Annotated in this window: 19 protein-coding genes and 2 pseudogenes; 14 read left to right on the top strand and 7 right to left on the bottom strand. The window is 62.9% G+C overall.

Going from position 1 to position 23,689, the window contains the following annotated elements; all coding sequences use genetic code 11:
• Positions 1 to 130 precede the first annotated feature (130 nt).
• The 9 genes and pseudogenes from sucC to BLW48_RS10230 all read left to right on the top strand — a co-directional run.
• Positions 131 to 1,297 (top strand): ADP-forming succinate--CoA ligase subunit beta, encoded by a 1,167-nt coding sequence (sucC, locus tag BLW48_RS10270; protein WP_042577345.1) that lies wholly within the window; start codon positions 131 to 133, stop codon positions 1,295 to 1,297.
• 10 nt (positions 1,298 to 1,307) lie between these two features.
• Positions 1,308 to 2,201, top strand: coding sequence for a succinate--CoA ligase subunit alpha (gene sucD / locus BLW48_RS10265; RefSeq protein WP_007828710.1), 894 nt, complete (start codon positions 1,308 to 1,310; stop codon positions 2,199 to 2,201).
• Positions 2,202 to 2,305: 104 nt separating this feature from the next.
• The gene (locus BLW48_RS10260; protein WP_093055233.1) at positions 2,306 to 2,989 is read left to right on the top strand and encodes a TerC family protein; all 684 of its coding nucleotides are present in this window, start codon (positions 2,306 to 2,308) and stop codon (positions 2,987 to 2,989) included.
• 28 nt (positions 2,990 to 3,017) lie between these two features.
• The gene (locus tag BLW48_RS10255; protein ID WP_093174462.1) at positions 3,018 to 3,827 is read left to right on the top strand and encodes a Stp1/IreP family PP2C-type Ser/Thr phosphatase; all 810 of its coding nucleotides are present in this window, start codon (positions 3,018 to 3,020) and stop codon (positions 3,825 to 3,827) included.
• 66 nt (positions 3,828 to 3,893) lie between these two features.
• Positions 3,894 to 4,547: an FHA domain-containing protein gene (locus tag BLW48_RS10250; protein WP_093174460.1), complete on the top strand. Its 654-nt coding sequence runs from the start codon at positions 3,894 to 3,896 to the stop codon at positions 4,545 to 4,547.
• Between the two features lie 51 nt (positions 4,548 to 4,598).
• A complete protein-coding gene (locus BLW48_RS10245; protein WP_093174458.1) occupies positions 4,599 to 6,854 on the top strand; it encodes a CHASE2 domain-containing protein in 2,256 nt (751 codons plus the stop codon).
• A gap of 29 nt (positions 6,855 to 6,883) precedes the next feature.
• A complete protein-coding gene (locus tag BLW48_RS10240) occupies positions 6,884 to 7,687 on the top strand; it encodes a 3',5'-cyclic-nucleotide phosphodiesterase (RefSeq protein WP_093174456.1) in 804 nt (267 codons plus the stop codon).
• A 208-nt stretch (positions 7,688 to 7,895) separates the two neighbouring features.
• Positions 7,896 to 8,393 carry a pilin gene (locus BLW48_RS36020; RefSeq protein ID WP_093174454.1) on the top strand — a complete coding sequence of 166 codons (498 nt, stop codon included), beginning with the start codon at positions 7,896 to 7,898 and terminating at the stop codon, positions 8,391 to 8,393.
• A gap of 116 nt (positions 8,394 to 8,509) precedes the next feature.
• Positions 8,510 to 9,749: pseudogene (locus BLW48_RS10230) on the top strand (IS3 family transposase); the annotation flags it as partial.
• Between the two features lie 1,022 nt (positions 9,750 to 10,771).
• On the opposite strand, the gene BLW48_RS10225 reads toward BLW48_RS10230, so the two are convergent.
• Genes BLW48_RS10225 through BLW48_RS10200 form a run of 6 tightly spaced genes read right to left on the bottom strand, consistent with a single transcriptional unit; the run spans position 10,772 to position 18,344 of the window.
• The gene (locus BLW48_RS10225) at positions 10,772 to 14,968 is read right to left on the bottom strand and encodes a PilC/PilY family type IV pilus protein (protein ID WP_093174452.1); all 4,197 of its coding nucleotides are present in this window, start codon (positions 14,966 to 14,968) and stop codon (positions 10,772 to 10,774) included.
• Positions 14,969 to 14,982: 14 nt separating this feature from the next.
• Positions 14,983 to 15,627, bottom strand: a complete 645-nt coding sequence (locus BLW48_RS10220; RefSeq protein WP_143047739.1) for a pilus assembly PilX family protein — start codon at positions 15,625 to 15,627, stop codon at positions 14,983 to 14,985.
• Entirely contained in the window at positions 15,624 to 16,856 is a 1,233-nt protein-coding gene (locus tag BLW48_RS10215) for a PilW family protein (RefSeq protein WP_093174905.1), read from the bottom strand. Before BLW48_RS10215 ends, BLW48_RS10220 begins: the two co-directional genes overlap by 4 nt.
• Entirely contained in the window at positions 16,853 to 17,287 is a 435-nt protein-coding gene (pilV, locus tag BLW48_RS10210) for a type IV pilus modification protein PilV (RefSeq protein ID WP_256330747.1), read from the bottom strand. Before pilV ends, BLW48_RS10215 begins: the two co-directional genes overlap by 4 nt.
• Positions 17,284 to 17,883, bottom strand: a complete 600-nt coding sequence (locus tag BLW48_RS10205) for a GspH/FimT family pseudopilin (RefSeq protein WP_093174446.1) — start codon at positions 17,881 to 17,883, stop codon at positions 17,284 to 17,286. Before BLW48_RS10205 ends, pilV begins: the two co-directional genes overlap by 4 nt.
• Positions 17,883 to 18,344 carry a type IV pilin protein gene (locus BLW48_RS10200; protein ID WP_093174444.1) on the bottom strand — a complete coding sequence of 154 codons (462 nt, stop codon included), beginning with the start codon at positions 18,342 to 18,344 and terminating at the stop codon, positions 17,883 to 17,885. Before BLW48_RS10200 ends, BLW48_RS10205 begins: the two co-directional genes overlap by 1 nt.
• 158 nt (positions 18,345 to 18,502) lie before the next feature.
• Between BLW48_RS10200 and BLW48_RS10195 the strand changes: the two genes are divergently transcribed.
• A complete protein-coding gene (locus tag BLW48_RS10195; protein WP_093174442.1) occupies positions 18,503 to 20,191 on the top strand; it encodes a PglL family O-oligosaccharyltransferase in 1,689 nt (562 codons plus the stop codon).
• A gap of 8 nt (positions 20,192 to 20,199) precedes the next feature.
• Here the strand turns inward: BLW48_RS10195 and BLW48_RS10190 are convergent.
• Positions 20,200 to 20,325: pseudogene (locus BLW48_RS10190) on the bottom strand (cyclic pyranopterin monophosphate synthase MoaC); the annotation flags it as partial.
• Positions 20,326 to 20,603: 278 nt separating this feature from the next.
• Between BLW48_RS10190 and BLW48_RS10185 the strand changes: the two are divergent.
• The 4 genes from BLW48_RS10185 (at position 20,604) to dcd (ending at position 23,486) form a co-directional block, all read left to right on the top strand.
• Positions 20,604 to 21,032, top strand: a complete 429-nt coding sequence (locus BLW48_RS10185; protein WP_093174440.1) for a MerR family transcriptional regulator — start codon at positions 20,604 to 20,606, stop codon at positions 21,030 to 21,032.
• A 71-nt stretch (positions 21,033 to 21,103) separates the two neighbouring features.
• A complete protein-coding gene (locus BLW48_RS10180) occupies positions 21,104 to 21,529 on the top strand; it encodes a hypothetical protein (protein WP_093174438.1) in 426 nt (141 codons plus the stop codon).
• A gap of 2 nt (positions 21,530 to 21,531) precedes the next feature.
• The gene (locus BLW48_RS34965; protein ID WP_143047738.1) at positions 21,532 to 22,875 is read left to right on the top strand and encodes a hypothetical protein; all 1,344 of its coding nucleotides are present in this window, start codon (positions 21,532 to 21,534) and stop codon (positions 22,873 to 22,875) included.
• Positions 22,875 to 23,486 carry a dCTP deaminase gene (gene dcd / locus BLW48_RS10175; protein WP_093174436.1) on the top strand — a complete coding sequence of 204 codons (612 nt, stop codon included), beginning with the start codon at positions 22,875 to 22,877 and terminating at the stop codon, positions 23,484 to 23,486. The genes BLW48_RS34965 and dcd overlap by 1 nt, the downstream gene beginning before the upstream one ends.
• Positions 23,487 to 23,689 lie beyond the last annotated feature (203 nt).

Genomic DNA, 23,689 nt, shown 5'->3' with positions numbered 1-23,689 from the left:
CACCATGATACAGTCCGCGGTTGTTCGCCGCCCCCGGCCGTCAGGCCGCCGTCGCCCGCGAGCAACAGAGCAGAAACACTCTCACCCAGATCTCCCGTTCTCAACCTCCTCCTTCCGAGAGACATCCCTCATGAAGATTCACGAGTACCAAGGCAAGGAAATCCTTGCCAAGTTCGGCGTGCCGGTGCCGCGCGGCATCCCGGCCTATACGGTTCAGGAGGCGGTGGAAGCCGCCCAGAAACTTGGAGGCCCGGTCTGGGTCGTCAAGGCCCAGATCCACGCGGGTGGCCGCGGCAAGGGCGGTGGCGTCAAGGTCGCCAAGTCGATCGAAGACGTCAAGAAGCTCGCCGGCGAAATCCTCGGCATGCAGCTCAAGACGCACCAGACCGGCCCCGAAGGCCAGAAGGTCCGCCGCCTCTACATCGAAGACGGCGCCGACATCAACAAGGAATACTACGTCTCGGCCGTGACCGACCGCGCCACCCAGAAGGTGGCCTTCATCGCTTCGAGCGAAGGCGGCATGGACATCGAGGAAGTGGCTCACTCCTCGCCCGAGAAGATCATCACCGTGTTCGCAGACCCCGAAAAGGGCCTGACCGACGAACAGGCCAAGCAGATCGCCGACGGCATCGGCATGCCGGCCGATTCGACCGCCCAGACGGTCGACATCCTCAAGAAGCTCTACACCTGCTACATGGAGACGGACGCCTCGCTGGTCGAGATCAACCCGCTCAACCGTGACAGCAAGGGCAACGTCATGGCGCTGGACGCCAAGTTCAACTTCGACAGCAACGCGCTGTTCCGCCACCCCGAAATCGTGGCCCTGCGCGACCTCGACGAAGAAGACGCTGCCGAAGTCGAAGCCTCGAAGTTCGACCTCGCCTACATCTCGCTGGACGGCAACATCGGCTGCCTGGTGAACGGTGCCGGCCTGGCCATGGCCACCATGGACACCATCAAGCTGTTCGGCGGCGAGCCGGCCAACTTCCTGGACGTAGGCGGCGGCGCCACCCCCGAGAAGGTCACGGAAGCCTTCAAGATCATGCTGAAGAACAAGAACGTCGAGGCCATCCTCGTCAACATCTTCGGCGGCATCATGAAGTGCGACACCATCGCCACCGGCGTGATCGCAGCCTGCAAGGCCGTGAACCTGCAAGTGCCGCTGGTCGTTCGCATGAAGGGCACCAACGAAGTCGAAGGCAAGAAGCTGCTGGCCGATTCGGGCCTGCCGATCATCAGCGCCGACACCATGGCGGAAGCGGCCCAGAAGGTCGTGGCAGCAGTCAAGAAGGCCTAAGGAACAAGTCATGTCGATCTACATCAACAAAGACACCAAAGTCATCACGCAAGGCATCACCGGCAAGACCGGCCAGTTCCACACCGAGAAGTGCCAGGAATACGCGAACGGCAAGAACGCCTTCGTGGCGGGCGTGAACCCGAAGAAGGCCGGCGAGTCGATCTTCAACATCCCGATCTTCGGCTCGGTGAAGGAAGCTGCTTCGCAGACCGGCGCCACGGTGTCGGTGATCTACGTGCCGCCGGCAGGCGCCGCGGCCGCCATCTGGGAAGCCGTCGAAGCCGACCTGGACCTGGCGATCTGCATCACCGAAGGCATCCCGGTTCGCGACATGCTCGAAGTGCGCAACAAGATGAAGGCCAAGGAAGCGGCCGGCGGCAAGAAGACCCTGCTGCTGGGCCCGAACTGCCCCGGCCTGATCACGCCCGACGAAATCAAGATCGGCATCATGCCCGGCCACATCCACCGCAAGGGCCGCATCGGCGTGGTCTCGCGCTCGGGCACGCTGACGTATGAAGCCGTGGCTCAACTGACCGAAATCGGCCTGGGCCAATCGTCGGCAGTCGGCATTGGCGGCGACCCGATCAACGGCCTGAAGCACATCGACGTGATGAAGGCCTTCAACGACGACCCGGACACCGACGCCGTCATCATGATCGGCGAAATCGGCGGCCCGGACGAGGCTGACGCAGCCCGCTGGTGCAAGGAACACATGAAGAAGCCGGTCGTCGGCTTCATCGCCGGTGTCACTGCCCCTCCCGGCAAGCGCATGGGCCACGCCGGCGCGCTGATCTCGGGCGGCGCCGACACGGCTGATGCCAAGCTTGCCATCATGGAAGAATGCGGCTTCACCGTGACGCGCAACTTCTCGGAACTGGCCAAGCTGCTCAAGGCGCAGCTCTAAAACGGAAAACGGCAGCAACATGCCGTAGGACCACGCAGAAACAAAGAAGCGCCCGCACTGGATTGCGGGCGCTTTTTTCAATAAAACACAGTGGGATCAGAGACATGGAAATTCTTCAAAGCACAGACTTCTGGTTAGGTCTGCTCAAGATCGTCTGGATCAACATCATCCTGTCGGGAGACAACGCGGTGGTGATTGCCATGGCGGCGCGTTCGTTGCCGCCCGCGCAGCAGAAAAAGGCCGTGCTCTTCGGCTCGGGCGCGGCCGTGGTGCTGCGTATCGTGCTCACGGTGGTGGCGGCCAAGCTGCTCGCCCTGCCTTACCTGCAGATCATCGGCGGCCTGCTGCTGTTGTGGATCGGCCTGCAGCTGCTGAGCGAGGACGACGAGGGCGAGGGCGAATCCAAGGAATACGGCAGCATGATGGCCGCCGTGCGCACCATCCTGCTGGCTGACCTGGTGATGAGCCTGGACAACGTGATTGCCGTCGCGGCCGCCGCGCAGGGCAGCATGGTCCTGCTGGTCCTCGGCTTGGCAATCAGCATCCCCTTGGTGATTTTCGGCAGCACGCTCATGATCAAGCTCATGGAACGTTTCCCGATCATCGTCATGCTGGGCGCCGCGCTGATCGGCTGGGTCGGTGGCGAAACCATCGTGCAGGACGCGGTGCTGCGCGACACGCTGGCGGCCAACCCCTGGTTGCACTACGCGGCGGCTGCTGCTGGTGCGTTGCTCGTCGTGGCCGGTGGCCGCTTGCTGCAACGGCGCGCACGCGCCGCTGCGCACTGAGTTTTCGAGAAGTCGGCACTGACAAACCATGGCGAGTGTCGGCGTTTCCCTGTTCTCCACCCGCCCTCCGCTGACCTGGGAATTCGCCGCCCTGACTGACGTCGGGCGGACGCGGGCCCATAACGAGGACGCCGTGCACGTGGACTCCGCCCTGGGGTTGGCCTTGCTGGCCGACGGCATGGGCGGCTACAAGGGCGGCGAAGTGGCGAGCGCGATGGCTGTCTCGCTGATGCACGCCAGCTTCGGCCGGTGGTTCGCCCAGGCCGGAATGCAGGCGCCGACCCGCGTGATCCGGCGGGCGCTGCAGGCGGCTACGGACGAGGCCAACAGCTCGATCCTGCACGCAGGCATGACCAATCACGAACTGCAGGGCATGGGAACGACGCTGGTGCTAGCGGCGTTCCGGCCGCAGCGCGTGCTGGTCGGCCACATCGGCGATTCGCGGTGCTACCGGGTGCGCAACAACAAGCTGGAGCTGCTCACCCGCGACCACTCGCTGCGCCAGCAGCAGCTCGACGCCGGCGCCATCACCGCCGAGGAAGCCCTGAATTCGCCCACCCGCAACCTTGTGACGCGCGCCGTGGGCGTGGAGGCCCAAGTCTTGCTGGAAATGCACGAACACAGCGCAAGACCGGGCGATCTCTATATGCTTTGCTCCGACGGGCTCAGCGAGATGGTTTCGGATGAGCAGCTTTTCACGCTTCTAGGACACGATGTCGGGCTTCAGAAAAAAGCATCACTTTTGGTTTCAATTGCCAATGACAATGGTGGACGGGACAACATATCGGTTGTCCTTGCCAGCGCGAGCGTTGCAGAAGCGTCTCGCACGGCCAAGTAGCAGGCCCTGGCGGCAATCCGCCAATGTGCTTGCCGTCATTCAAGCTCTGGATTCGGGGAGTCGGCAATGCCGAAGATGATCATCTCGGTCGATGGCGTTGTCATCGGGCAAGTGGCGCTTGCCAAGGAACGCACGACGCTGGGACGCCGTGCCTACAACGACATCGTGATCGACAATCTGGCGGTCAGCGGCGAGCATGCCGTGCTGCACATGAGCGGTGGCGAAGTCGAAATTGAAGATCTCAACAGCACCAACGGCACCTACGTCAATGCGCTCGCCATCCAGAAGCAGGCGCTCAAGGACAACGATGTCATCGAGGTCGGGGGCTGCCGCATCCATTTCCGCGCGCGCAGCAATCTGCCCATCGGCACCGGCTCGGTCCGCTCCCCGTCGGCCGAGTACCCCTCGGGGTCCATGCCGCTGTCGTCGGCGCCAACGGAATCCGGCGCCTTGGTCGAGCTCGGCATTCCGGTGCTGCGCGTGCTATCCGGCGCCAACGAGGGGCAGGACGTGGCCCTGCAGAAGGTCGTCACCACCATCGGCAAGCCCGGTGTCGCGGTGGCTGTGGTCACGCGCCGCCGACAGGGCTATGTGGCTGCGGGCGTCGAAGGCAACGTCACGCTCAACGGCCTGCAGCTCGGCGCCGAGGCGGTTGCGCTGCAGGAGCGCGACGTGCTCGAGCTGGGTGGCGCCACGCGCATGCAGTTCGTGCGCATCTGAGCCGCCTTCTCCTTCGGCCTACCGCGGTAACGTCCGCACGGGCGCTGTGCCGTGAGGGAACTGCGGCGGCACTGGCCGCGCATCGCCATCACCTTGCTGCCCGTGCTGCTGGCACTGGCGCATGCCACCGGCGCCTGGCCGCTGACCGCGATCGAACGCCTTGACCGGCTGATCTACGACATTCGCCTGCGCGCCACCATGCCGGGCACACCCGATGCGCGGGTCGTGATCGTCGACGTCGACGACGCCAGCCTGGCGCGCCAGGGCCAATGGCCCTGGGCGCGCGACAAGATCGCCCGCCTCACCACGGAGCTGATGACCCGCCAGCAGGCGGCCGTGCTCGGCTTCGACGTCATGTTTCTGGAACCGGACCGCAGCTCGGGCCTCGACAGGCTGCGGGAGATGGCAAGCGGGCCGTTGAGCAACGTGCCGGGCCTGTCCGCCGAGGTCGAGCGACTGGCGCCTGGCCTCGACCATGACGCCACCTTCGCCGCGGCGCTGAGCGGCCGGCGCGTGGCGCTGGGCTATTACTTCACGCGGACCGAGGCGCCGAGTGCCAAGGGGCAGCTGCCTGCTGCCCCCTTGCTGCCAGCCGGGGCCTTCCCCTCGGGCGGGATCTACGCAACGACCTGGAACGGCTTTGGTGCAAGTCTGCCGGCACTGGCGCAGGCCGCGCCAATGGCGGGTTTCCTGAATACGCTGGTCGGTGCCAACGGCGACGGCGTCATTCGCAGCGTGCCGCTCATCGCCCGCTACGAAGGCGACAAGGCGCAGCCGGGTTACTACGAGTCGCTGGGGCTCGCCGTCTACCGCCTCGCGAACGGATCGCCGCCCGTGCAGCCGGCCTTTGCGCCCGGAGGAGCCGCCACGCCGCAGCTCGAATCGCTGAGAGTGGGCCGCCTGCGAATTCCGGTCGACGGCACGGGCAGCATGCAGGTGCCGTTTCGCGGCCCAGGCGGCTCGGACGGAGGATCGTTCCGCTACGTGCCTGCAGCGGACGTGCTCGAAGGTCGACTCGGACCGGGCGAGCTGAAGGACAAGATCGTGCTCCTGGGCGCCACGGCCCCCGGGCTGCAGGATCTGCGCGCCACGCCTGTCGAGGCTGCGTTTCCGGGTGTGGAAGTGCACGCCAACGTCGTCTCCGCCCTGCTCGACCATCGGCTGCTCAGCGTGCCCGATTACGCGGTGGGCTATGAGGTGCTGCTTGTCGCCGTGACGGGGCTCGTGCTGGCCTTTGGGCTGTCGTTGCTGTCGGCGCCTCGCGCCCTGCTGCTGGCCGCGGGGACGATCGCCGCGCTGATCGGTCTCAACACCTGGTTGTACGTGAGCCACAGCCTCGTGCTGCCGCTGGCGTCGGCGCTGGCGATGACGGCGCTGGCCTTCGTGCTCAACATGAGCTGGGGCTACTTCGTCGAATCGCGTGCGCGGCGCGGCCTGGTGCGGCTCTTCGGCACCTACGTGCCGCCACAGCTCGTCAACGAAATGATGGAGCACCCCGGCCGCTACAGCATGCGCGCCGAGAGCAAGCCCATGACCGTGATGTTCTGCGACATGCGCGACTTCACCCGCCTGTCGGAGCAGATGGCGCCGGCCGAGCTGCAGGCCTTTCTCAACACCGTCTTCAGCCGGCTCACCAACGTCATCAGCGCGCACCGCGGCACCATCGACAAGTACATGGGCGACTGCGTAATGGCCTTCTGGGGCGCCCCCATCGACACGCCCGACCACGCCACGCTCGCCGTACGGGCCGCGCTCGATATGGCCGATGCCGTGCACGACATCAACCGCATCCACCGCGCCAGCGGCCGGCCCGAGATCAGCGTGGGCATCGGCATCAACAGCGGCCTGATGAGCGTGGGCGACATGGGCTCCGCCGCGCGCCGCAGCTATACCGTGGTCGGCGACGCGGTCAACCTCGCATCCCGCCTCGAGGGCCTGAGCGGACACTACGGCGTGCAAGTCGTGGCCAGCGGCGCGACATGCGAGCTGGCGCCCGGCTACATCTGGCAGGAACTCGACAGCGTTCGCGTCAAGGGAAAGGCACAGGCCGTTGCCGTTTTTACGCCGCTGGCCGTGCGCACGCCCGAGGCGGTGGCGCAGACCCGGCAACTGCTCGGCCGCTGGAGCGAAGTGCTCGCGGCCTACCGACGGCAGGACTGGGCGATGGGCCGAAACTTGCTGGCCCCCCTGCTCGCCGCGGATGCCAAAAAAGTCCTTTACCAGCTCTATGCCCAGCGTTTAGCCTCGATGGCGTTGCGACCACAAGACCCTGATTGGGATGGCGCGACCCGGTTCGAAACCAAATGACGACAGACACACACAAGGGGTCTCTCACAATGCAGGTTCGTGTGCTGGGTTGCTCGGGCGCCATCGCCAAAGACTGCCGCACCACCTCTTTCCTGGTCGACACGGACCTGCTCGTCGATGCGGGCACGGGCGTCGGAGATCTCACGCTCGAAGAAATGGTCCGCATCGACGATGTCGTGCTCACGCACAGCCACCTCGACCACATCGCAGCGCTCCCCCTGATGCTCGACGCCGTAGGCAGCCGCCGCAAGCGGCCGCTGCGCGTGCATGCGCTGAGGGCCACCATCGATGCGCTGCGGGCGCATGTGTTCAACAACGTCATCTGGCCGGATTTCGAGAGTATTCCCAGCGTCGAGGCGCCGTTCGTGAGCTTTCACGTCATCGCGGTCGGTCAGATGCTGCCGCTGGGCAGCCGTGAGCCCAAGCTGGTCGAGGTGCTGCCTGCGGTTCATACCGTGCCGGCGTGCGGCTTTGCCGTGAGACGGGCCGAAGGCGGCGCCCACTGGGTGTTCAGCGGGGATACCGAGCGCAACGCGCCTTTCTGGGAGCGTGTGAATGCGATCGATGTGGCGATGCTGGTGATTGAAACGGCCTTCAGCAGCCGCGAGCAGGCCCTGGCCGAGAGGAGCCTGCATCTGTCGCCCGCGGTGCTGGCCGACGAGTTGGCGCACATCGGGCCGGGGAAGCAGTACCCGATCTACATCACCCACACCAAGCCCACCGAAACCGACGAGATCATGAGCCAGATCGAGGCGCTGATGGACGAACAGGTAGCGGGGTTGGCGCAGCGGGACATACGCTGGCTGAAGGCGGATGGGATCCTGACTTGCTGATGCGGGGCGATGCGTTGGCATGACAAATTTGTCACCAAGCTTGGCATCTTGAAGCAACTTGTGTCACATGTCGTAACGACAATGTGATCAAAGTTGACGTGTTCGGTCAGCAGGAGGCTCTGGGGGTGGGTGGCACAGATGCTGCGGAAGGTACCTCGCTCCGGGCAGGTTCCCGGGCGTAACAACCAACCAACCTGGAGTTAGTTAAATGAACGTTCGCAAGATTGCCCGCCGCGCACAGGCCGGCTTTACCCTTATCGAATTGATGATCGTTGTGGCGATCATTGGTATTTTGGCTGCTGTGGCTCTGCCTGCATATCAAGACTACATGGTCAAGAGCAAGTGGGCTTCCAACATCGCTGAAGTAGAGGGTGTCAAAAGCGCAATTAAAGCGTGTCTGAGTGATCAAGCGGGTGATGGCACGCAATGCGACACCCTTGCTGAGTTGCAACAGTTTGGTTTCGCAGGCACCGCCCTGTCCCAGCCCAGGTATGCAACAGCTGCTGTGACCTTGACGGGCGCCGCAGCTTCGGGGTCTGGTGCAACGGCTGTCCCCGGCAAAGTTACTATCGCATTCACTGGTACTTCGGAAGTCAAGAGCTTGGTCTACACCGCTGACTGCACCATCAATGCGGGTGGCAATATCGCTTGCGAGAAGACGGCTGCCGACACCTTGGGTAACTACGTGAAGACCACTGGTCGATAAATACAAATTGCGCCCGACGGCGTATTTGGGTAAGCCGCCTCTTTGGCGGCTTTTTTCTTTGGTTTGACCCGTCCTGACCTGGGTTGACACCTTTTCCCTCAAGAAAAGGCAAGTCAATGGAATCAAGCGTCAAACGCACGCAGCGGGACTACACGCTGGCTTTTAAGCTGTCGGTGGTCGAGCAGGTAGAAAAGGCGAACTCATGTACAAACAGGCCCAGGAGCGCTACGGCATCCAGGGCCGCTCGACCGTGCTGGTGTGGCTGCACAAGCATGGCCGCCAGAACTGGAGTTCGGCATCATCATCTGGGCTTGCCATGCCAGTACCGATCAAGAAGCTCTCATCTGCACCTGCTGCACCTGCTGCACCGCTGACTCCCGAACAGAAGATCAAGGCCCTGGAAGTCCAACTTCGCGAAGCCAACGAGAAGGCCCAACTGTTCGAGGCGGTGATCGATGTCCTGAAGAAGGACTACGGGGTGCGCATCGTAAAAAAGCCTTCGGGCAAGTCCTCTCGCAAAAGCTCCTCCCGGGGCTGAGCGTGGCGAGGGCTTGCCGCCATTGGGGCGTCAGCCGCCAGGCCTACTACCAGCAGTTGCAGCATCAGCAGCAACGCTGTGCGCGTGCCGACACCGTGATCGAGCTCGTTCGCGGCGTTCGCCTGCGCCAGCCCCGGTTGGGCGCGCGCAAGCTGCACCATCTGCTCAAGCAGCCGCTGCAGCACGCCGGCGCGAGCCTGGGGCGCGATGCGCTACTGGACGTGCTGCGCGAGGCTCGCATGCTGGTGGCGCCCAAGCGGGCGTATCACAAGACCACCGACAGCCATCATCGATTCCGACGCCATCCCAACTTGCTCAAGGAGGGGCCGCATCAGGTTCGAGCGACTGCCAGCGAACAGGTATGGGTGGCAGACATCACGTACTTGCCCACCGACCAAGGGTTCGTCTATCTCAGCCTGGTCACGGATGCGTGGTCGCGCAAGATCGTGGGCCATCACGTGCACCACAGCCTGCACACCGAGCAGGTCAGCCGGGCGCTGAAGGTAGCGCTCAAGGGCCGGCAGACGCGGCAAATGCTTGTGCATCACTCAGACAGGGGCATCCAGTACTGCTCCAACGACTATCAGGAGATTCATCGGCGCCACGGCATCGCCTGCTCGATGACCGATGGCTACGACTGCTACCAGAACGCGCTGGCCGAGCGAGTCAACGGGATCTTGAAGATGGAGTTCCTGCTGCACCGGCCTGCCGATCTGGCCCAGGCCAGCCGGATGGTCCAGCAGGCCGTGCAGATCTACAACCAGGAGAGACCGCACCAGTCCCTAAAATTGAAAACGCCCGATGAGGTTCATCGGGCGTCTCTGGCCGGCTGGATCACGCCGGTTGTGAGTCCTTCATCGGTGCCAACCTATGGCAGGACGGGTCAGTTGCGACGTTGCACACGCCAAGATCGGGCAGTTGACGCTGCACTTGGCAAGCAAAATCAGGTTGCGGAGCGCAAGAGATGATCGAGCACGGGTATGACCGATCAAGCGCCAAGCGGAGTTGCTGGGAATCAGCCGGGCACAGCGTACTACCACCCCAAGCCGATTGCGAGGCTGAACTGGGGCGCCGACGCATCGCATCGACGAAGTACATATGGAACTACTCGTTCGCCAGCGACCGCACGATGCGTAATCTGCTGCAACTACAGGCATAGAGGTCGGGCGGCGGGACGTAGCGCACCGCAGGCCCGCTTCAACGGTCGTCTTCCGGCAGCATGACGAACGCGCAATCTAGTTTTCTGAGCGGCCGTACCCGCCGCCTCTCGGAGAATCTCGTTCTCCATCGCTTTCTTGCCCAGGAGAAAAGTGGGGTCAGATTTCAATATCGTGAGCTTGTTGAAATCCTGCGATACCCCAACCCATGGCTGAAAAAACGGGAGTCAGATTCATTTCGTGAGCCAAGGGCCGTGAGCGGGTGAACACCGCAGCATATGACGAACAATTACTGATGGATGGGGGCGGCACTCACGCCTCGCCCCCGCGACACAGCTATCCGGCCAGCCCTGCAATATTCATCTTTGGTCACTGGTTACACGGTCAGCGAGCCTTCCGCAGCGCCGCGCTGTTGATTGGAGCGTCATCACGAGCATTGTCAGTAGCCCGAGCTGCAAAATAAAAAGGCCTTGAACCGCATGCGCAGGAGCTATCGAAGGCTGTCGCCGGCTGCGCTGAGCACCGCATGCAGCGCATCGCCAGCTGTTGCCCTCGGCCAGCTGCCGTCAATCCTGTTGCCATGTTTCAAAGTGCCCAACGACAGGCTCTATTGCTCGTCTTCGCCTAAGCCGGCGTCGTGCCAATCGATCCAGGCTTCAGCCGAAGCGACTCGGCTGTGGCCCTCAATCCGCCGTCGGCACTTCCCGCCAGTTCAGCAACCGCAGCGTGGTACCGGCAGGTGGCGTGAAGCCGACGTTGCGCAGGTCGCCGCGCACGTCGCCGGAGATCAGGCGCACCCTGCCGTCGACGCCCACAAATTTGAGGTCGGTGATCGCGGTGCCGTACTGAGCGAACGCGGTGCCGTCGGCCAGCGCCGTGCGCCCAGTGTTGAAGTCAATGGCGTAGACCCGGCTCTGGCCCGAGGGGCTGCAGGCGTCGCCGCTGGTGAGCAGCGACGAGAACCCCACGATGCCGTTGAAGGCGGTCGGGCTCGCCACCATGCGTAGGCCGATGCCGCCTTCGGTGCCCAGGTCGAGGTACCAGCCGAGCGAGTCGGTGGGAACGACGGTGCCGCTCACGAGATTGGTGACGGCTGTGAGCGTACTGCGCGTCACAGGCATGGTGTTGTCGGCGGGCTTGAAGGTGGTGGCGGTTCCGTCGATGACTGCATAGAAGCTTTGCGCCGCACCGGAATTGATGTCGCTCGAATCGAGTAACTGGCCGGTGCCAACCATCACGTAGCGCTTGCGGGTCGAGGGCTGAATCTGCACCAGGGGGCGCGAGGTGATGGGTTGGGCTTTCGGGGTCGTGGCGCCATCCGTGAAGCGGGCGATCTTGGTAGGTGCCGGATAGGCCGTAGTCGTGCCTGCAGGTGCGGTCACGTCGAAGCGCCAGAGCTGGCCGTTGAGGTCGCCGACGTAAATCGCGTCGGCCGTACCGTCGGTCAAGTCGGAGATGAAGGCCGTGGCATGGGTCATGCCGTTGGCCACCGCGCCGGTGCTTACCTTCTGCAGCAGCGCACCGGTTTCCGGATTCAGGAAGTAGAGGTAACCGTTGTGGTTGCTGGTGTCGTTGTGATAGCCCGAAGTCAGCACCACCACCCAGCCGTAGCGCTTGGTCTTCAGGATCAGGGGCGCGCCGTAGCTGAAGCCCATGTCAGCATCGGTGAACTCCCACAGCACTTTGCTTGCCACGATGGTTTCATCGGTCATTGCAGCCGGATCGGTCACGTCGATGGCGTAGAAGCTCTTGCCGCCCTTGCCGAGGCCGCCGACCAGCAGCGAGCGCCAGTCCGAGCCAGTGGTCGCGAAGGTTCCGCCTGCCTGGTCGAAGTCGACGTCGACCACCTCGGGAGTTGCATCGACGTAGTACTTGTGCAGGTAGTTCGGGTTGCCCAACTGGGCCAAGCCGTCCGTGGCCGGCGTGACCGGGTTGCTGGGCCCGTTGAAGAGCGCGCTCGGCACATAGGCGAACTGTTCGAGGCCGGCGTTGGCGCCGGTGAGTTCGCCGCGGAACGCATGCAGCATGCCGTCGTTCGCAGCGGCGTAGACCATCGTGGGGCGCGTGGCCTTGGCCGTCTTGAAGGCAGCGTAGCCTCGGTTGACGGCGTCTGAGTAGCTCGATGCGGGCGGGCCGACAGGCTTCACCTTCGAGTTGACGATGTCGCCCAGCAGCTTGCTGCGAAGCCGGTAGGGCTTGGTCCCGTCGGTTGCGGTCTTTTCCTGGCTGCGGTCGCCGCGCAGGTAGTTCAGGTAGTTGGCGCTGTCGTCGCCGGTGACGTAGAGCGTGTCGAGCGCGGCTGCCTGGCTGCCTGTTCCGGTGGTGAGGCTTCCGATGCGGAAGGGCACGCCTGCCGTGCCGCTCCAGGTGGCGATGCGCCGGTTGGTGTTCCAGCCCGTACCGGCGAACTGCGTCGCGAGCTTGTCAGTGCTGTTCCATGCCGCCGTGAGCGAGGGCGTGCCGTCAGCGGCAAAGCTGATGCTGCTCGCGCTCACGACGCCGGTCCAGTCCTGGGCGTCGTATTGCGAGGCATACGAAGCCGACCCCGTGGCCGCGACCTGCAGGGCCGAGAGCGAGAACGAGGTGGTGTATGCCTGGATGGCGTTCACGATGCGCTCGAAGGCTTGCGTCAGGCCCCTGACCAGCGTGTCGGGCTGGCCCGCGGCAAAGTAGTTGTCGGGACGCGGCTGCGTCAGGTTCGCGGCACGTGTATCGGTCAGCGTGTCGCCGCTGGTCGACCACCAGTCCAGCGGAATGGTGCCAGCGAAGGTGTAAGGGTCGAAGTTGGCCGGCAGCTTCTTCTGGTCCAGTCCGCCGAACTTGGCAGCGAGGTAGAACTGGTTGTTGTATTGGAAGGGCTGCTCCAGCACGTCCACCCAGTAGGTGCTGACGGTCTGCTTGCCGATGGTGTTGGCCTGCCCCGCCACGTCGGGACGGATGTCCTTGGTGTTGGCGTCGAAGGCAAGGCCAGCGATGAAGGCGGAGTTGTTGCGGCCGCTGTAGTCGTTGGTGTTGCCGAGGTTGCCCAGGCCCTGCAGCGCGCCGACGCGGTTGGTGGCCGTGATCGCGTTGACGGTGTTGTCGTTCGCGACCTCGGGAGGCATGGTGGGCTCGCGGGTGCGGTAGGTGGTGTTGCCGGCCACGTTCTTGTCGACGTGGGTGTAGATGTCGCCAATACCCAGCACGAAGTTGCGTTGACACGAGTACTGGATCGGATCGTTCCAGGCGGTGATGACGGGGAAACCGTCGACCCAACTGGTCTTCGTTGGGGCGTCGGCAGTGCCCATCGAGCTCCAGGCCGCAACGTTGCCAAGATTCCGGTAGTACCGCATGACCGCGTAGTACAGCTCGCTGACCGGGTCATAGTCCTTGTAGTTGCCCGGAAGGATCTGGCCGAACTTGTTCAGGTAGTTCATCACGCCGCTGTCCGCGATGGACACGCCGGTCGCCGCCGTGGTCGCGGTCGCATCGGCGGCATCGGGATTGCGGATGAAGGTGCCATCCGTCTCGCTCCACTCCTTGCTGGCATTGGCTGCGGGCGCCTGGCCGGGAGTCGGTGCGGTCGGTCCGACGAATTTCTGGTTGGCGCGCAGCACGCCGCCGTCGCGCTGGTCACTGCTGTCGTTCAGGTAGCCGAAGGCGCTGAAGCGCATCTTGTCGGAGTACTTCTGGATCAGGCCTTCGGGCTTGTAGTTGGCGCCATAAGCCTTGCAGTTGGCTTCGAGTCCGCCGGCCGCGGCCGAAGGGTCGCACACCTTCACGCGCATCGTGAAGTCCTGGTCGGTCGGCCCGGTATCGGCGAATGGCCTGAAGGTGTTGTTCGACGAGGGGGTGCGCCACAGGAACTGCATTACCGCGCCGCCGCCCTTTTCGTAGTACTCGATCTGCACGCTGAACTGTTGGCCTGCCGTGAGCGAGATGACTGCGGAGTCGTCGGTGGTAGAGCCGTGGTCGGTCCAGTTGTTGATTCGGCGGTTGCCGTTGTTGAAGTTGGTGCCGCCGTTGGTGTTGACCCAGAGCCGCACGCCGTCGTCGCTGATGGTGCGGAAGACGTAATCGCCAGTCTCGGGTGCCGTGTAGGTGCCCATGAATCGCGCCGAGAAGTTGTCGGCATTCATCCCGGTCACCGGGGCGCCGTTGCCCCAGTCGTGGTTGGCGTTGTCCGTGGTGACGGTAGCGAACACCGGGTTGGTGAGGTTGACGTTGTTGAAGTAATCCGCCGTCATCGTGCGGGTGCCGATGCCCGTCACGGTCATGCGCATCTTGAAGCCGCGATTGGTGATGCTCGTTGTCAGCGCGGTGGCGCTATTGAACGGCGTGGCGCCCGCAATGGCGCCGGCCGGAAGCGCGCGGTCGGGGAACAGGCTGCGGTTGCCGTGCCAGGCTTTCTCGAGGATGGTGGTGGTGGCCGTGTCGACCACGCGCCGCCCGCCAGTCATGGCCCAGCGGAAGGGATCGATCGTGGCGGTGGAGGCCCAGTTCAGGAAGTTACCGCTCCACTTGTCATCGTTGGAGCCCGTGCAGGTGCGGTTGGTGGCGGCTCCGGCCGGGTAAAAGTAGCTGGAGTCGCCCTTGTCGGTGGTACTGACGCCGTTGGCGGTGGTATCGACCTGGTACAGGTAGCACTTGCCCGGATCGAAGTAGCCCAGGTAGTTGGTGTCACTGGAGTAGTCGCCGACGTGGGCTGTGCGGGATGCGGTGGGCCATTCCACCGACAGCGCCAGCGCCAGGTTGCCCGGGACCTCCGAGGTCGAGAACACGGGCTGGTTGGCCAGATTGGCCGCCGAAGCGACCAGGGCGCTGCCGAGCAGCAGGCCGAGGCCGGTGGCGATGCCCGCGCGGCGCACCGCGCGAACGGACGAACGAATTCTTGTTTTCATGATTCGCCTGTGCCCTATTCGGGCTTGGTGAAGGAGGCTTGCAGGAACACCTGCGTGTCGCGCGGACCGTCGGCGCGAACAGAGATCCGGTAGATGGGCGGGCTGGGAACGGACGGGCCGGGCGTGCTCAGCTGGCTCTGGTCGCCGCCCTGCGTTTCGGTGCTCGACGGGACATAGACGCAGCTGCTCTTGCCAATGGTCGAGAAGGCGCCGGTGGCGTTGCACATGCGGTCGATCACGTAGCGCACGGTGACGCCGCCGTTGCCCGTGATGGCGCTGCCGGACGGCGTGAAGGTGTTGCCCGCCACGTCGGGCCCGGTCAGCGTCGTCTTCTTCAGCAGCACCTGCGGAATGCCGTGTTCGTTGGCTTGGAGCTGGATCGCGCTGTAGTTCGCCGCCGGCAGGTTGGCAGCGGTGACGGTCGCATCGACAAGCGCGCCGCCGGTCTGGAACTCCTTCATCGCCTTCGCAATGGCGAGTTCGCCCTGGTTGACCAGATCGCGCTTGAAGGCAAGGTTGCCGGCACCGAAGAGCGAGTTGCCTGTTGACCGCATGACGGCTACGCCACCGGCGAGCAACACGACGAGGATGATAAGGCAGAACAGCAATACCACGCCGCGCTCGCGCGAGGGGCCGTGCATTTTGGGCAATGTCTTCATGGCAGAGGCAGCAACAGCATGTTGCGCAGTGGGATGGTGGTGTCAATGACCCGATAGCGGAAGTTCCGGTCGGCAACGGGGATGGTCAGGGTGCGCCGGCTCGCAGCGGCGAGATCGCCGAAGACGGTCAGGCTGGCCCCGGTGACGGGTTCCTTTTCGAACAGACTGCTTCGCATAACCAGTGCGACGCGCGCCGCCACGATGTGGCGCATGGTGTCGGGAGCGAGCATGAGGGTGCTGATGGAGTAGCCCGCAGCGGCGGGATCGATCCATGCATCGACGGTGCCGTTGCTGTCCGTGTCGACGCCGTACACCGCGTACAGCGCGACCACGCCATCGGCCAGCGCCTGCATGGCCGCGGCGTCGGTGCCCTCGTTGCTGCCGGTGCCGGCCGCCCGCAGCAGGTCGTAGGCGACGAGCGTGCGATTGGCGTCCACGCCGAGCAGTTGGAACTGCAGGTTGTTGGCGCCCACATTGCCGAGCGGCGTGAAGAGCGAAGTGCCGTCGGCTGCGAGCGCGGCCAGCGACTTGGTAGCGCCGGTCGAGGTGAAGTAACGCCCGCCCATGGGCAGGACCTCGTTGCCCACTGCGGCGAATGCCGTCGCGTCCGTCACGTTCACCTGCTCGATCAGGCAGTCGGTCGTGCCTTCCTGGCTCACCAGTCCGATGTCGCCATTGGCGAGGCCGATGGTGTTGTCCAGCCGCAGGTCGTTGTTGCCCGGGAAACCGGAGCGAATGCGGCGCGGCACGTCGCCCGCCGCTGCGTTGCCGCCCATGATCACGAGGGTGTCCGAGGCGCCGGCAGTGGCGCCCTTGGCAATCAGGAACGGCGCCAGCCGCAGATTGCCCGCCGCGGCGGCGCCTGAACCACCGAGCAGCGTGTCGAACGGCGCCGGAAACGCGGATGCGGTTCGCGGCAGGATGGTGGTGGCGGTGGCGCCGATGCGGCGCGCGGCGCTCAGACGGCAACCGAACAGCCCGCGCGTCCCGGTCTGCGCGAAGCCGGAGCCGGCGCTTCGCAGCAAGCGGTCGATCATGTAAGTGGCGTAGGAGCCGCTCTGGTTCATGTCGTTGGTCGAGGTGGTGCTGCGCTTGTGCGTTTCGCCGACCGTGACGACGCTGGTCACGGCGAGCACCACGATCAGGCCGATGACCATAGCCACCAGCAGTTCGATCAGTGTCAGGCCACGCTGCGCGGCGCGGGCAAAGGGCTTGGAGCGGGCGTTCATGGTGTGAGCGGCAGCGTGACGCGCGTGATGAGGCGGCTGTCCTGTTCGCTGGCTGCGCGCTGGGGGGGGCGCCAGGTGATGAGGATGTCAACGGTATTGGCCGCGCCGGTCGGGGTGATCGTGACGCTGCCGCCGGGCAGGCCACCGGCTTGCGGGTTGCTCGCGCGAGCGTTCCACGAAGGGCTTCCGGCTGCGGGGTCGATCGCAACCGTGCGCGTAATCCACATGGTGGTCGCGATGTCATTGGCAATCAGGGCGGCGCGGTTGCGGTCTTCCGCATCGACCGACAGACTGATCGCGCGCGTCTGCAGGCCGATCAGGCCCAGGATGCCCAGCGAGAACAGCAGGATCGAGACCAGGACTTCGATCAGTGCGACACCGGACTGCGAAGCGCGCGCGGAGGAGGGCGTGGGGTGATGGTGTTTCGTCACGCGGGGCATCCGTCGGGCTGGGTGTTGGAAAGCGTCTTTGCCGGGTCGCACAGGCGCACTTGCCCGCCGAGGGCGACCAGCACGCGCATGGGGCGATCGGCATTGGGGATCGTGATGTCGTAGGCCGCAGCCGCGGCGCTGCATGCCACGCCGGTGCCCGGCGTGGGGTTGTCGACGACGCGTCCCATGGAGTTGAAGCACAGCGTCGCGGGGCCGGTGATCTGGACGTTAGGGGCCAGGCCGGTCAGGCCGCCGCCCTCGATGAACGTGGCATCGGTTTCCTCGCCCGTGAGGAGCGGCACGAAGTTGACCGACCAGTTGGCGCCATTGGCCACGGCAGTGAGGCCGTCCGCGGGGTTTGTGTCGGCCGTCAGCGAGAAGACGGTCTGGCGGCTGCGCCGCAGGGCCTCGGTCTGCGCAAGGCGAATGCCGTTCTGCAACGCGTCGGCGACGGTGCGTATGCGGCTGTTGCGTATCCATTCATTCATTGCCGGAAACGCCAGCGCCATGAGGATGCTCAGCAGCACCACCGTCACCATCATCTCGATCAGCGTGAAGCCGCGCGCGCCATGCGGCGGATAGATTGGCGTCTTCATCAGCAACCCGACTTCTTCGTCGTCCAGCCGGTGGTGCATCGCGTCCAGCCCGAACCCGCTGCAGTTGTGGCGCGGGTGTTCTGCTGGTCCACGGTGAACGTGAAACCATTGGTGGAGCCGCTGCCCACGGCCTGTGCCGTGAACGCCGTGGCCGTCAGCGTCGGGCAGGAGATGGTGAAACTGCCTGCCACGGGCGGCGCCGCACACGGCGAGATGAACGTGGTGCCGATGGAGCGGTAGTCCCGATTGTCCTGGAAGTACCGCTCCATGTTGGCGCGCAGCGCTGAGAGGGCGTTCTGGGCGTCCACGAGCTGCCCGCGCAGCACGTAGTCTCGATAGCTGGGAATCGCAATGGCAGCCAGGATCCCGATGATCGCCACGGTGACCATCACTTCGATCAGCGTGAAGCCGCTCGCAGGGGAGCGACGCACGGCAACTTGATAGCGGGGTTTTTTGTTCATCGAGGGACACCTTCCGGGGCCAGAATGGCCGGGCGCGCACTAGGCGCAACAATTAAAGACAAGTGTTAGAGAATGTCTCCTGCCGTCCTTTTTCGCAAAGCCGCTCGTCTCCCATCCACGGCCATTCATCGGCTCGCCTGGTTGGCACAATCGGCGGAATGACTTCCCGCGCAGCGTCCGCCGAGGCCGCGGCTCTCTCACCGAAAGCTGTCGGCGCCGTGCGTGTCGGGCTGGTCGCGTTTCCGTTTCTCTGCCCCCTGGCTGCCGGTCCGTCTGCCAACGTATGGCAGTTGCTGGTTTCCTGGGCTTGCCTCGCGGGGCTGCTGTTGACGGGACCCACTGGCTCGCCTGCCCTCGGGGTTTGGGGATGGTTGGGGGTCGGGGGCTTTCTTGTCGCACTTTCCGGCGCGCTGTCGGCATGGGGCCCGGCCTGTCTCGCAATCGCAGGAATCGCGGCGGCGGCGAGCGTCGGCAGCGGACTGGCGCGCGACGGTCAGGCAGCTTCCTCGCTATTGGCCAAGGGCGTGCTTGTTGCCGGTCTTGTCAGCGCCGCCTTGGGCTTGCTGCAGTACTACGGCCTCGCCGAATGGCTTGTTCCCTGGACGACCTCCCCCGCGCTGGGCCAGGCCTACGGCAACCTTCGCCAGCGCAACCAGTTCGCCACATTGATCAGCATGGCCTGGATTGCCGCGCTATGGCTCTATGCCATGCGCTCGTCGACGCGCACCCGGCGCGGATTGATGGCTGCGGCGCTGCTGTTGCTGATTGCCGCAGCGGCTTCGACATCGCGCACGGGGCTGTTGCAACTGTTGGCCATTGTTGGCGTGGCGAGCTTCATCGCCAGGCGGGAGCGTCGGGGCTGGCGCGCCGAAAAAACCGGGGCGCGATTGCGGCTGCCCTCGCCGCTGCTCTTGTTGGCGACGATCCCGCTCTACTTCACCATCGCCTGGGCATTGCCTCAGCTGGTGGGCGGTGGCAGTGGCGGTGTCGAGAGCATGCTCCAGCGCCTGCATACCGGCGCCCCCGACGATCACAGTCGGCTGATCCTGTGGCACAACGTGCTCACGCTGATCGCAGAGCGTCCCTGGACCGGCTGGGGCTGGGGCGAACTCAGCTTTGCGCACTACAGCACCCGGTACGACGGTGCCCGGTTCGTCGAGATCCTGGACAACGCGCACAACCTCCCGCTGCATCTGGCAGTGGAGCTGGGCATTCCCGCAGCCGTGCTGATCTGCGGCGGCTTTCTCTGGATGGTGCTCGCGGCGCGGCCTTGGCGAGAGCGCGATCCCACTCGCCTGATGGCGTGGGGCATGCTCGGTGCGATCGTGTTGCACAGCCTGCTCGAGTACCCGCTCTGGTATGGACCGTTTCAGCTGGTTTTCGGCGTTTGCCTCGGCATGCTCTGGCCGGCCAGGCGCGGTCTTGCGATCCGGCCAGCGTTTTCATTCATCGCGGCTGGCGTCCTGCTGCTGATCGTCGGATGCGCGAGCTGGGACTACGTCCGTGTCAGCCAGATCTATCTCCCGCGCGACGAACGGCTTCCGGCTTACGAGGAAGACACGCTCGCCAAGGTGAGAGGAACGTGGCTGTTTGCGCGCCAGGCGGAGTTTGCGGAGCTGACGCTGACCACCGTGACGCCTGCCAACGCCGCAGCGATGCATGCGCTCGCGCAGCGCGTGATTCATTTTTCACCTGAGCCACGCGTCATCGTCAAATTGATCGAAAGCGCTGAATTGCTCGGCTTCGAAGACGAGGCCAGGGCGCAGGCGGAACGCTTCAGGGACGCGTTCCCGTCGGATTTCGCCCGCTGGATGAGAGAGGATGCCGGCGAAGGCACCGCTCCCTAGCCGTGCGATTACGGCGCCACCCAACTCCCCGACTTCCCCCCATGCTTCTCCAACACATACACATCGTTGATCCGCATCCCCCGGTCCACCGCCTTGCACATGTCGTAGATCGTCAATAGCGCCACCTGTGTTCCTTGATAAATCAAGGACTTAGCTTCGCCACGGCGGTCAACGCTACGTCGAAAACTCAACTTCTTGCCCACCCAATGGGACAAAACTGGGACAGAGAATTCTGCCCAGACAGAGGAAGGATAGCTCATAGGTCGCGCCCGCTGATGTTCGTTGTCGTTAGACGTTTTTGTCAGAAAGCCCGGTCGGAAGCGGTGGATAAATCTGTTGATAAACAGGGGAAAACATTGTATAAAGAGGATTGAGCAATCCTATATTTAATATAGTTCACACTGAAGCGATAATGAGCACTTACTCCACCTTGGATGCTGTGAGGCTCACGGGTATCACGCAGCCCATGCTGAACTATCTTTGTCGGGTAGGGGTGGTGGTTCCAACGGCAAGCCGGAGGCAGGGGAGGAAGGGGCATGGCCACGAGCGGAGGTACAGTTTCCGCGACTTGGTCTCCTTCAAAGTGGTCCGCCAGCTGACGGCTTCAGGCGTTTCCCCGGTTAAAGTGAAGGGGGCAATCCGAGATTTGCATGCGCTCGGGATCGCGCTCCACAGGTTGCCTTGTTCACATGTGGTCATCTTTGGAGGGAGCGTCTATCGCTGGAATGGGATCGATGACATCTACCGCTTGGTAGACGGGCAACGTGCATTCGGATTTGTTCTTGACCTCACAGCGATCCACGATGAGCTTGTTGCAGAAATTGCGGCAATGGCGGCGTAGCGTAAGTTCGGTTTGAACGCGGTAGATTCGGCCGATTAATTTGTGGCGCGAAGGGGAATTAAATGACATTGATGACGACTTACTATCCTGGAGCGTCTTCGTCGATTCTGTTCGGCGAACTCGCCGGACGTGTGGCGGAAGTTTTTGAGCGTCCGGAGAATTGCAAAAGGGAGACTATTGCTCTTCGAAACGCTTTCCGTCTCTTGGAGATGTTTCGGTATGACGCATTTGCAGGGGTGCATTCGCCGGGCATCCTTGACCTTGATGCAACCAACTTCGGCACAGACGCAGGCGACTCTGACGAGCAAGTAGTGAAGCACGCGATGATGGGGGCCGCCCACGCAGTCTATCCGGGCGTCGACAAGGACGCTGTGGTGGAAATGTTGGAACAGGTGATTTCTGCTATGGCAAAGGACGAGCCTGAAGCGACGTATCACGGTGAATTGAGAAACGCTAAGACGTTCTTCGCTGAGGTATCGAAGGCGCTGCAGGTGTAGAAGTGCTTTCAAGAGAGTTTCTTCTTCACGAGCTCGAGAACGTACAAAGTGCCCTGGACGACACGCTACGGCACGACTACCTTCCTGGTGATGGGCGAGAGTTCTACCTTGAGTGCTTCGCCCGTCTTAAGGAGGCTGAGAAGCAGCTCCAGCGCTTATCGCCTACGAATCTGAGCCTTCAGGTTACGTACGCGCACCAGCTTTCGTTTCTATCGAAGCTGGTATCGCTTATTGAGCGATCGCATATTGGCGAGTTTTCGTGGGCATTTGCTTCGAGATTGCGCGACCTTACAAGAGAATTGTGCGCAGAAAATGGGCCGGGTGGTGAGCTGCTGCACCCTGTCGTGCATATCGTCGCTGAAGGCGGGCTTACTTCATATGCCGTCCTACCTGAAGATCCAGCGCTGACTGGGGGTCTAAAAAGACTCATCCATGTGATCTTTCCTCGGACGCTGAAGCATGATGTGCTTGTTCACACGATCTTGGGCCACGAAATTGGCCACGCTGCGTGGGCAATACCAAAGCTGCGGCGTGACATCATCTCTAAAGTGGTTACCCCGCTTTTTAAAGGAGGCCCACTTGAAAGCCCTACATCGGCCGAAGCTTGGCTGAACGAATCAGGAAGAGCGTCCGATGCCGATGAATTCTTACTAAAGCGGGATAAGCTTACGCCGAACAAGTTCTCGTTTTCTGGGAACAACAACAAGATGCTCGATCGGTGGCATCAGGAGTTTTTCTGCGACTTATTCGGTTTGGTAATGTTCGGACCTAGCTTTGCCTGCGCACACCGACTGCTACTAGGTTTACATCAACCTAGCGGCAATCAGCCGGGCGATCATCATCCGCCTTACGCATCAAGAGCCATCCTAGTTCTTAAGGCTTTGCGGCATCTCAACTGGCTGAGCTTTCCTTGCGGCACGGATACGTATTTGCAAGATGCGGTCAACAAGATGGAGGCGTACGTGGCTAAACTGCCCTCTACTCACGGCTGGTACGACGTATTCACTGACCAACAGGTTCGAGATGCGACAGATGGCTTGGTAGCAGTCCTCGCGCCGTACGCGGGGTTCGCCTATTCGCCTGTGGGCGAGTCCACGCTAGTCACCGTCAAGAACAGCCTTCATGCTCGAGTTCCTCCGGTGGGCTCAGCTTTGAATCCGACTAATGAAACGGTGTCTCTATCAGAGATGGATTTTCGACATGTGCTGACCGCTGGATGGGTGTATTGGCTGGGGCAAGAAAATCTCGCTGAAAATGATCGATTGAGCTTCAGTAGCATCAATCAACTGTGTGACCGAGGGATTCTCCAACAGGGTGCGGTGGACATAGTTCGAGGGACACCGTAATGTCAGCGCTGAGCCGAAGTGCGATCGTTGACCGGCTTAAAGATGGTTCTCTTGTAGTGTCCCCGCTACTTCAAGATGCACAGCTTGGGGCTTCTGCGATTGATCTTCGTATGGGGAACATCGTGCTCATGGCGAGAGCCCGAGGGTTATCACACGTCGAACCACGGAACTATCTAAAATCTGCCGACGACCACGCGGCGGTTTTGGGGAAGCGGCAAAAGCACGAAAGACACGAACTGGCTTATCACCAGCGATTTCTACTTCATCCCGGAACCTTGGCACTTGTGCCGACCCTTGAGTGGGCGAAGCTGCCGATGAATCTGCAAGGCGTGGTTACCGCTCGTTCAACCTGGGCCCGCGAAGGATTGAGCATCGCGACGGCCAGTTTCATCGAGCCGGGGTATGAGGGAATAATTACTCTTGAACTGGCAAACCTTGGGCAGATTCCAATCGCTCTCTATCCGGGACAACGAGTCGCGCAATTGGCTCTTTACACAATTGATTCGCCGCTCAACGTAGGCCAGCGGAAGAAGAGTCAGTTTCACGCGGCCTTCGAGCCATCCGAAGGAAACATCGCCAAGGGCGACGAGCCTTTCATTCCCACGCAGTGAGCGGACGATCGGCTCACAGCCGTATTCGATTCGCGGGTCACGAGCAGTCACGTTCCGCACTGCGGGCAATCGCTCGAAATCCCAGCTTTCTCGCAACAGCAGGTAGGCGTGTGTGCGCCAAAAACGACCGGTTGCGGACATCCGCTTTCAGCATGTCCAGAACCTAGGGTTGACTGAATTTCGGACTAATGCGATTATCGGAC

The organism is Variovorax sp. YR266, assembly GCF_900107295.1.
Classification (GTDB): Bacteria; Pseudomonadota; Gammaproteobacteria; order Burkholderiales; family Burkholderiaceae_C; genus Variovorax.
This window is presented reverse-complemented; position numbering and strand designations above follow the sequence as displayed.

Excerpts from the sequence above, each read along its gene's own strand:
- sucC (WP_042577345.1), top strand. The coding sequence starts at position 131 with ATGAAGATTCACGAGTACCAAGGCAAGGAAATCCTTGCCAAGTTCGGC.
- BLW48_RS10220 (WP_143047739.1), bottom strand. The coding sequence starts at position 15,627 with ATGAAGACATTGCCCAAAATGCACGGCCCCTCGCGCGAGCGCGGCGTG.
- BLW48_RS10215 (WP_093174905.1), bottom strand. The coding sequence starts at position 16,856 with ATGAACGCCCGCTCCAAGCCCTTTGCCCGCGCCGCGCAGCGTGGCCTG.
- BLW48_RS10205 (WP_093174446.1), bottom strand. The coding sequence starts at position 17,883 with ATGAAGACGCCAATCTATCCGCCGCATGGCGCGCGCGGCTTCACGCTG.
- BLW48_RS10255 (WP_093174462.1), top strand. The coding sequence starts at position 3,018 with ATGGCGAGTGTCGGCGTTTCCCTGTTCTCCACCCGCCCTCCGCTGACC.
- BLW48_RS10200 (WP_093174444.1), bottom strand. The coding sequence starts at position 18,344 with ATGAACAAAAAACCCCGCTATCAAGTTGCCGTGCGTCGCTCCCCTGCG.
- BLW48_RS10180 (WP_093174438.1), top strand. The coding sequence starts at position 21,104 with ATGACGACTTACTATCCTGGAGCGTCTTCGTCGATTCTGTTCGGCGAA.
- BLW48_RS10240 (WP_093174456.1), top strand. The coding sequence starts at position 6,884 with ATGCAGGTTCGTGTGCTGGGTTGCTCGGGCGCCATCGCCAAAGACTGC.
- BLW48_RS10250 (WP_093174460.1), top strand. The coding sequence starts at position 3,894 with ATGCCGAAGATGATCATCTCGGTCGATGGCGTTGTCATCGGGCAAGTG.
- sucD (WP_007828710.1), top strand. The coding sequence starts at position 1,308 with ATGTCGATCTACATCAACAAAGACACCAAAGTCATCACGCAAGGCATC.
- BLW48_RS36020 (WP_093174454.1), top strand. The coding sequence starts at position 7,896 with ATGAACGTTCGCAAGATTGCCCGCCGCGCACAGGCCGGCTTTACCCTT.
- dcd (WP_093174436.1), top strand. The coding sequence starts at position 22,875 with ATGTCAGCGCTGAGCCGAAGTGCGATCGTTGACCGGCTTAAAGATGGT.
- BLW48_RS10185 (WP_093174440.1), top strand. The coding sequence starts at position 20,604 with ATGAGCACTTACTCCACCTTGGATGCTGTGAGGCTCACGGGTATCACG.
- BLW48_RS10225 (WP_093174452.1), bottom strand. The coding sequence starts at position 14,968 with ATGAAAACAAGAATTCGTTCGTCCGTTCGCGCGGTGCGCCGCGCGGGC.
- BLW48_RS10260 (WP_093055233.1), top strand. The coding sequence starts at position 2,306 with ATGGAAATTCTTCAAAGCACAGACTTCTGGTTAGGTCTGCTCAAGATC.
- BLW48_RS10195 (WP_093174442.1), top strand. The coding sequence starts at position 18,503 with ATGACTTCCCGCGCAGCGTCCGCCGAGGCCGCGGCTCTCTCACCGAAA.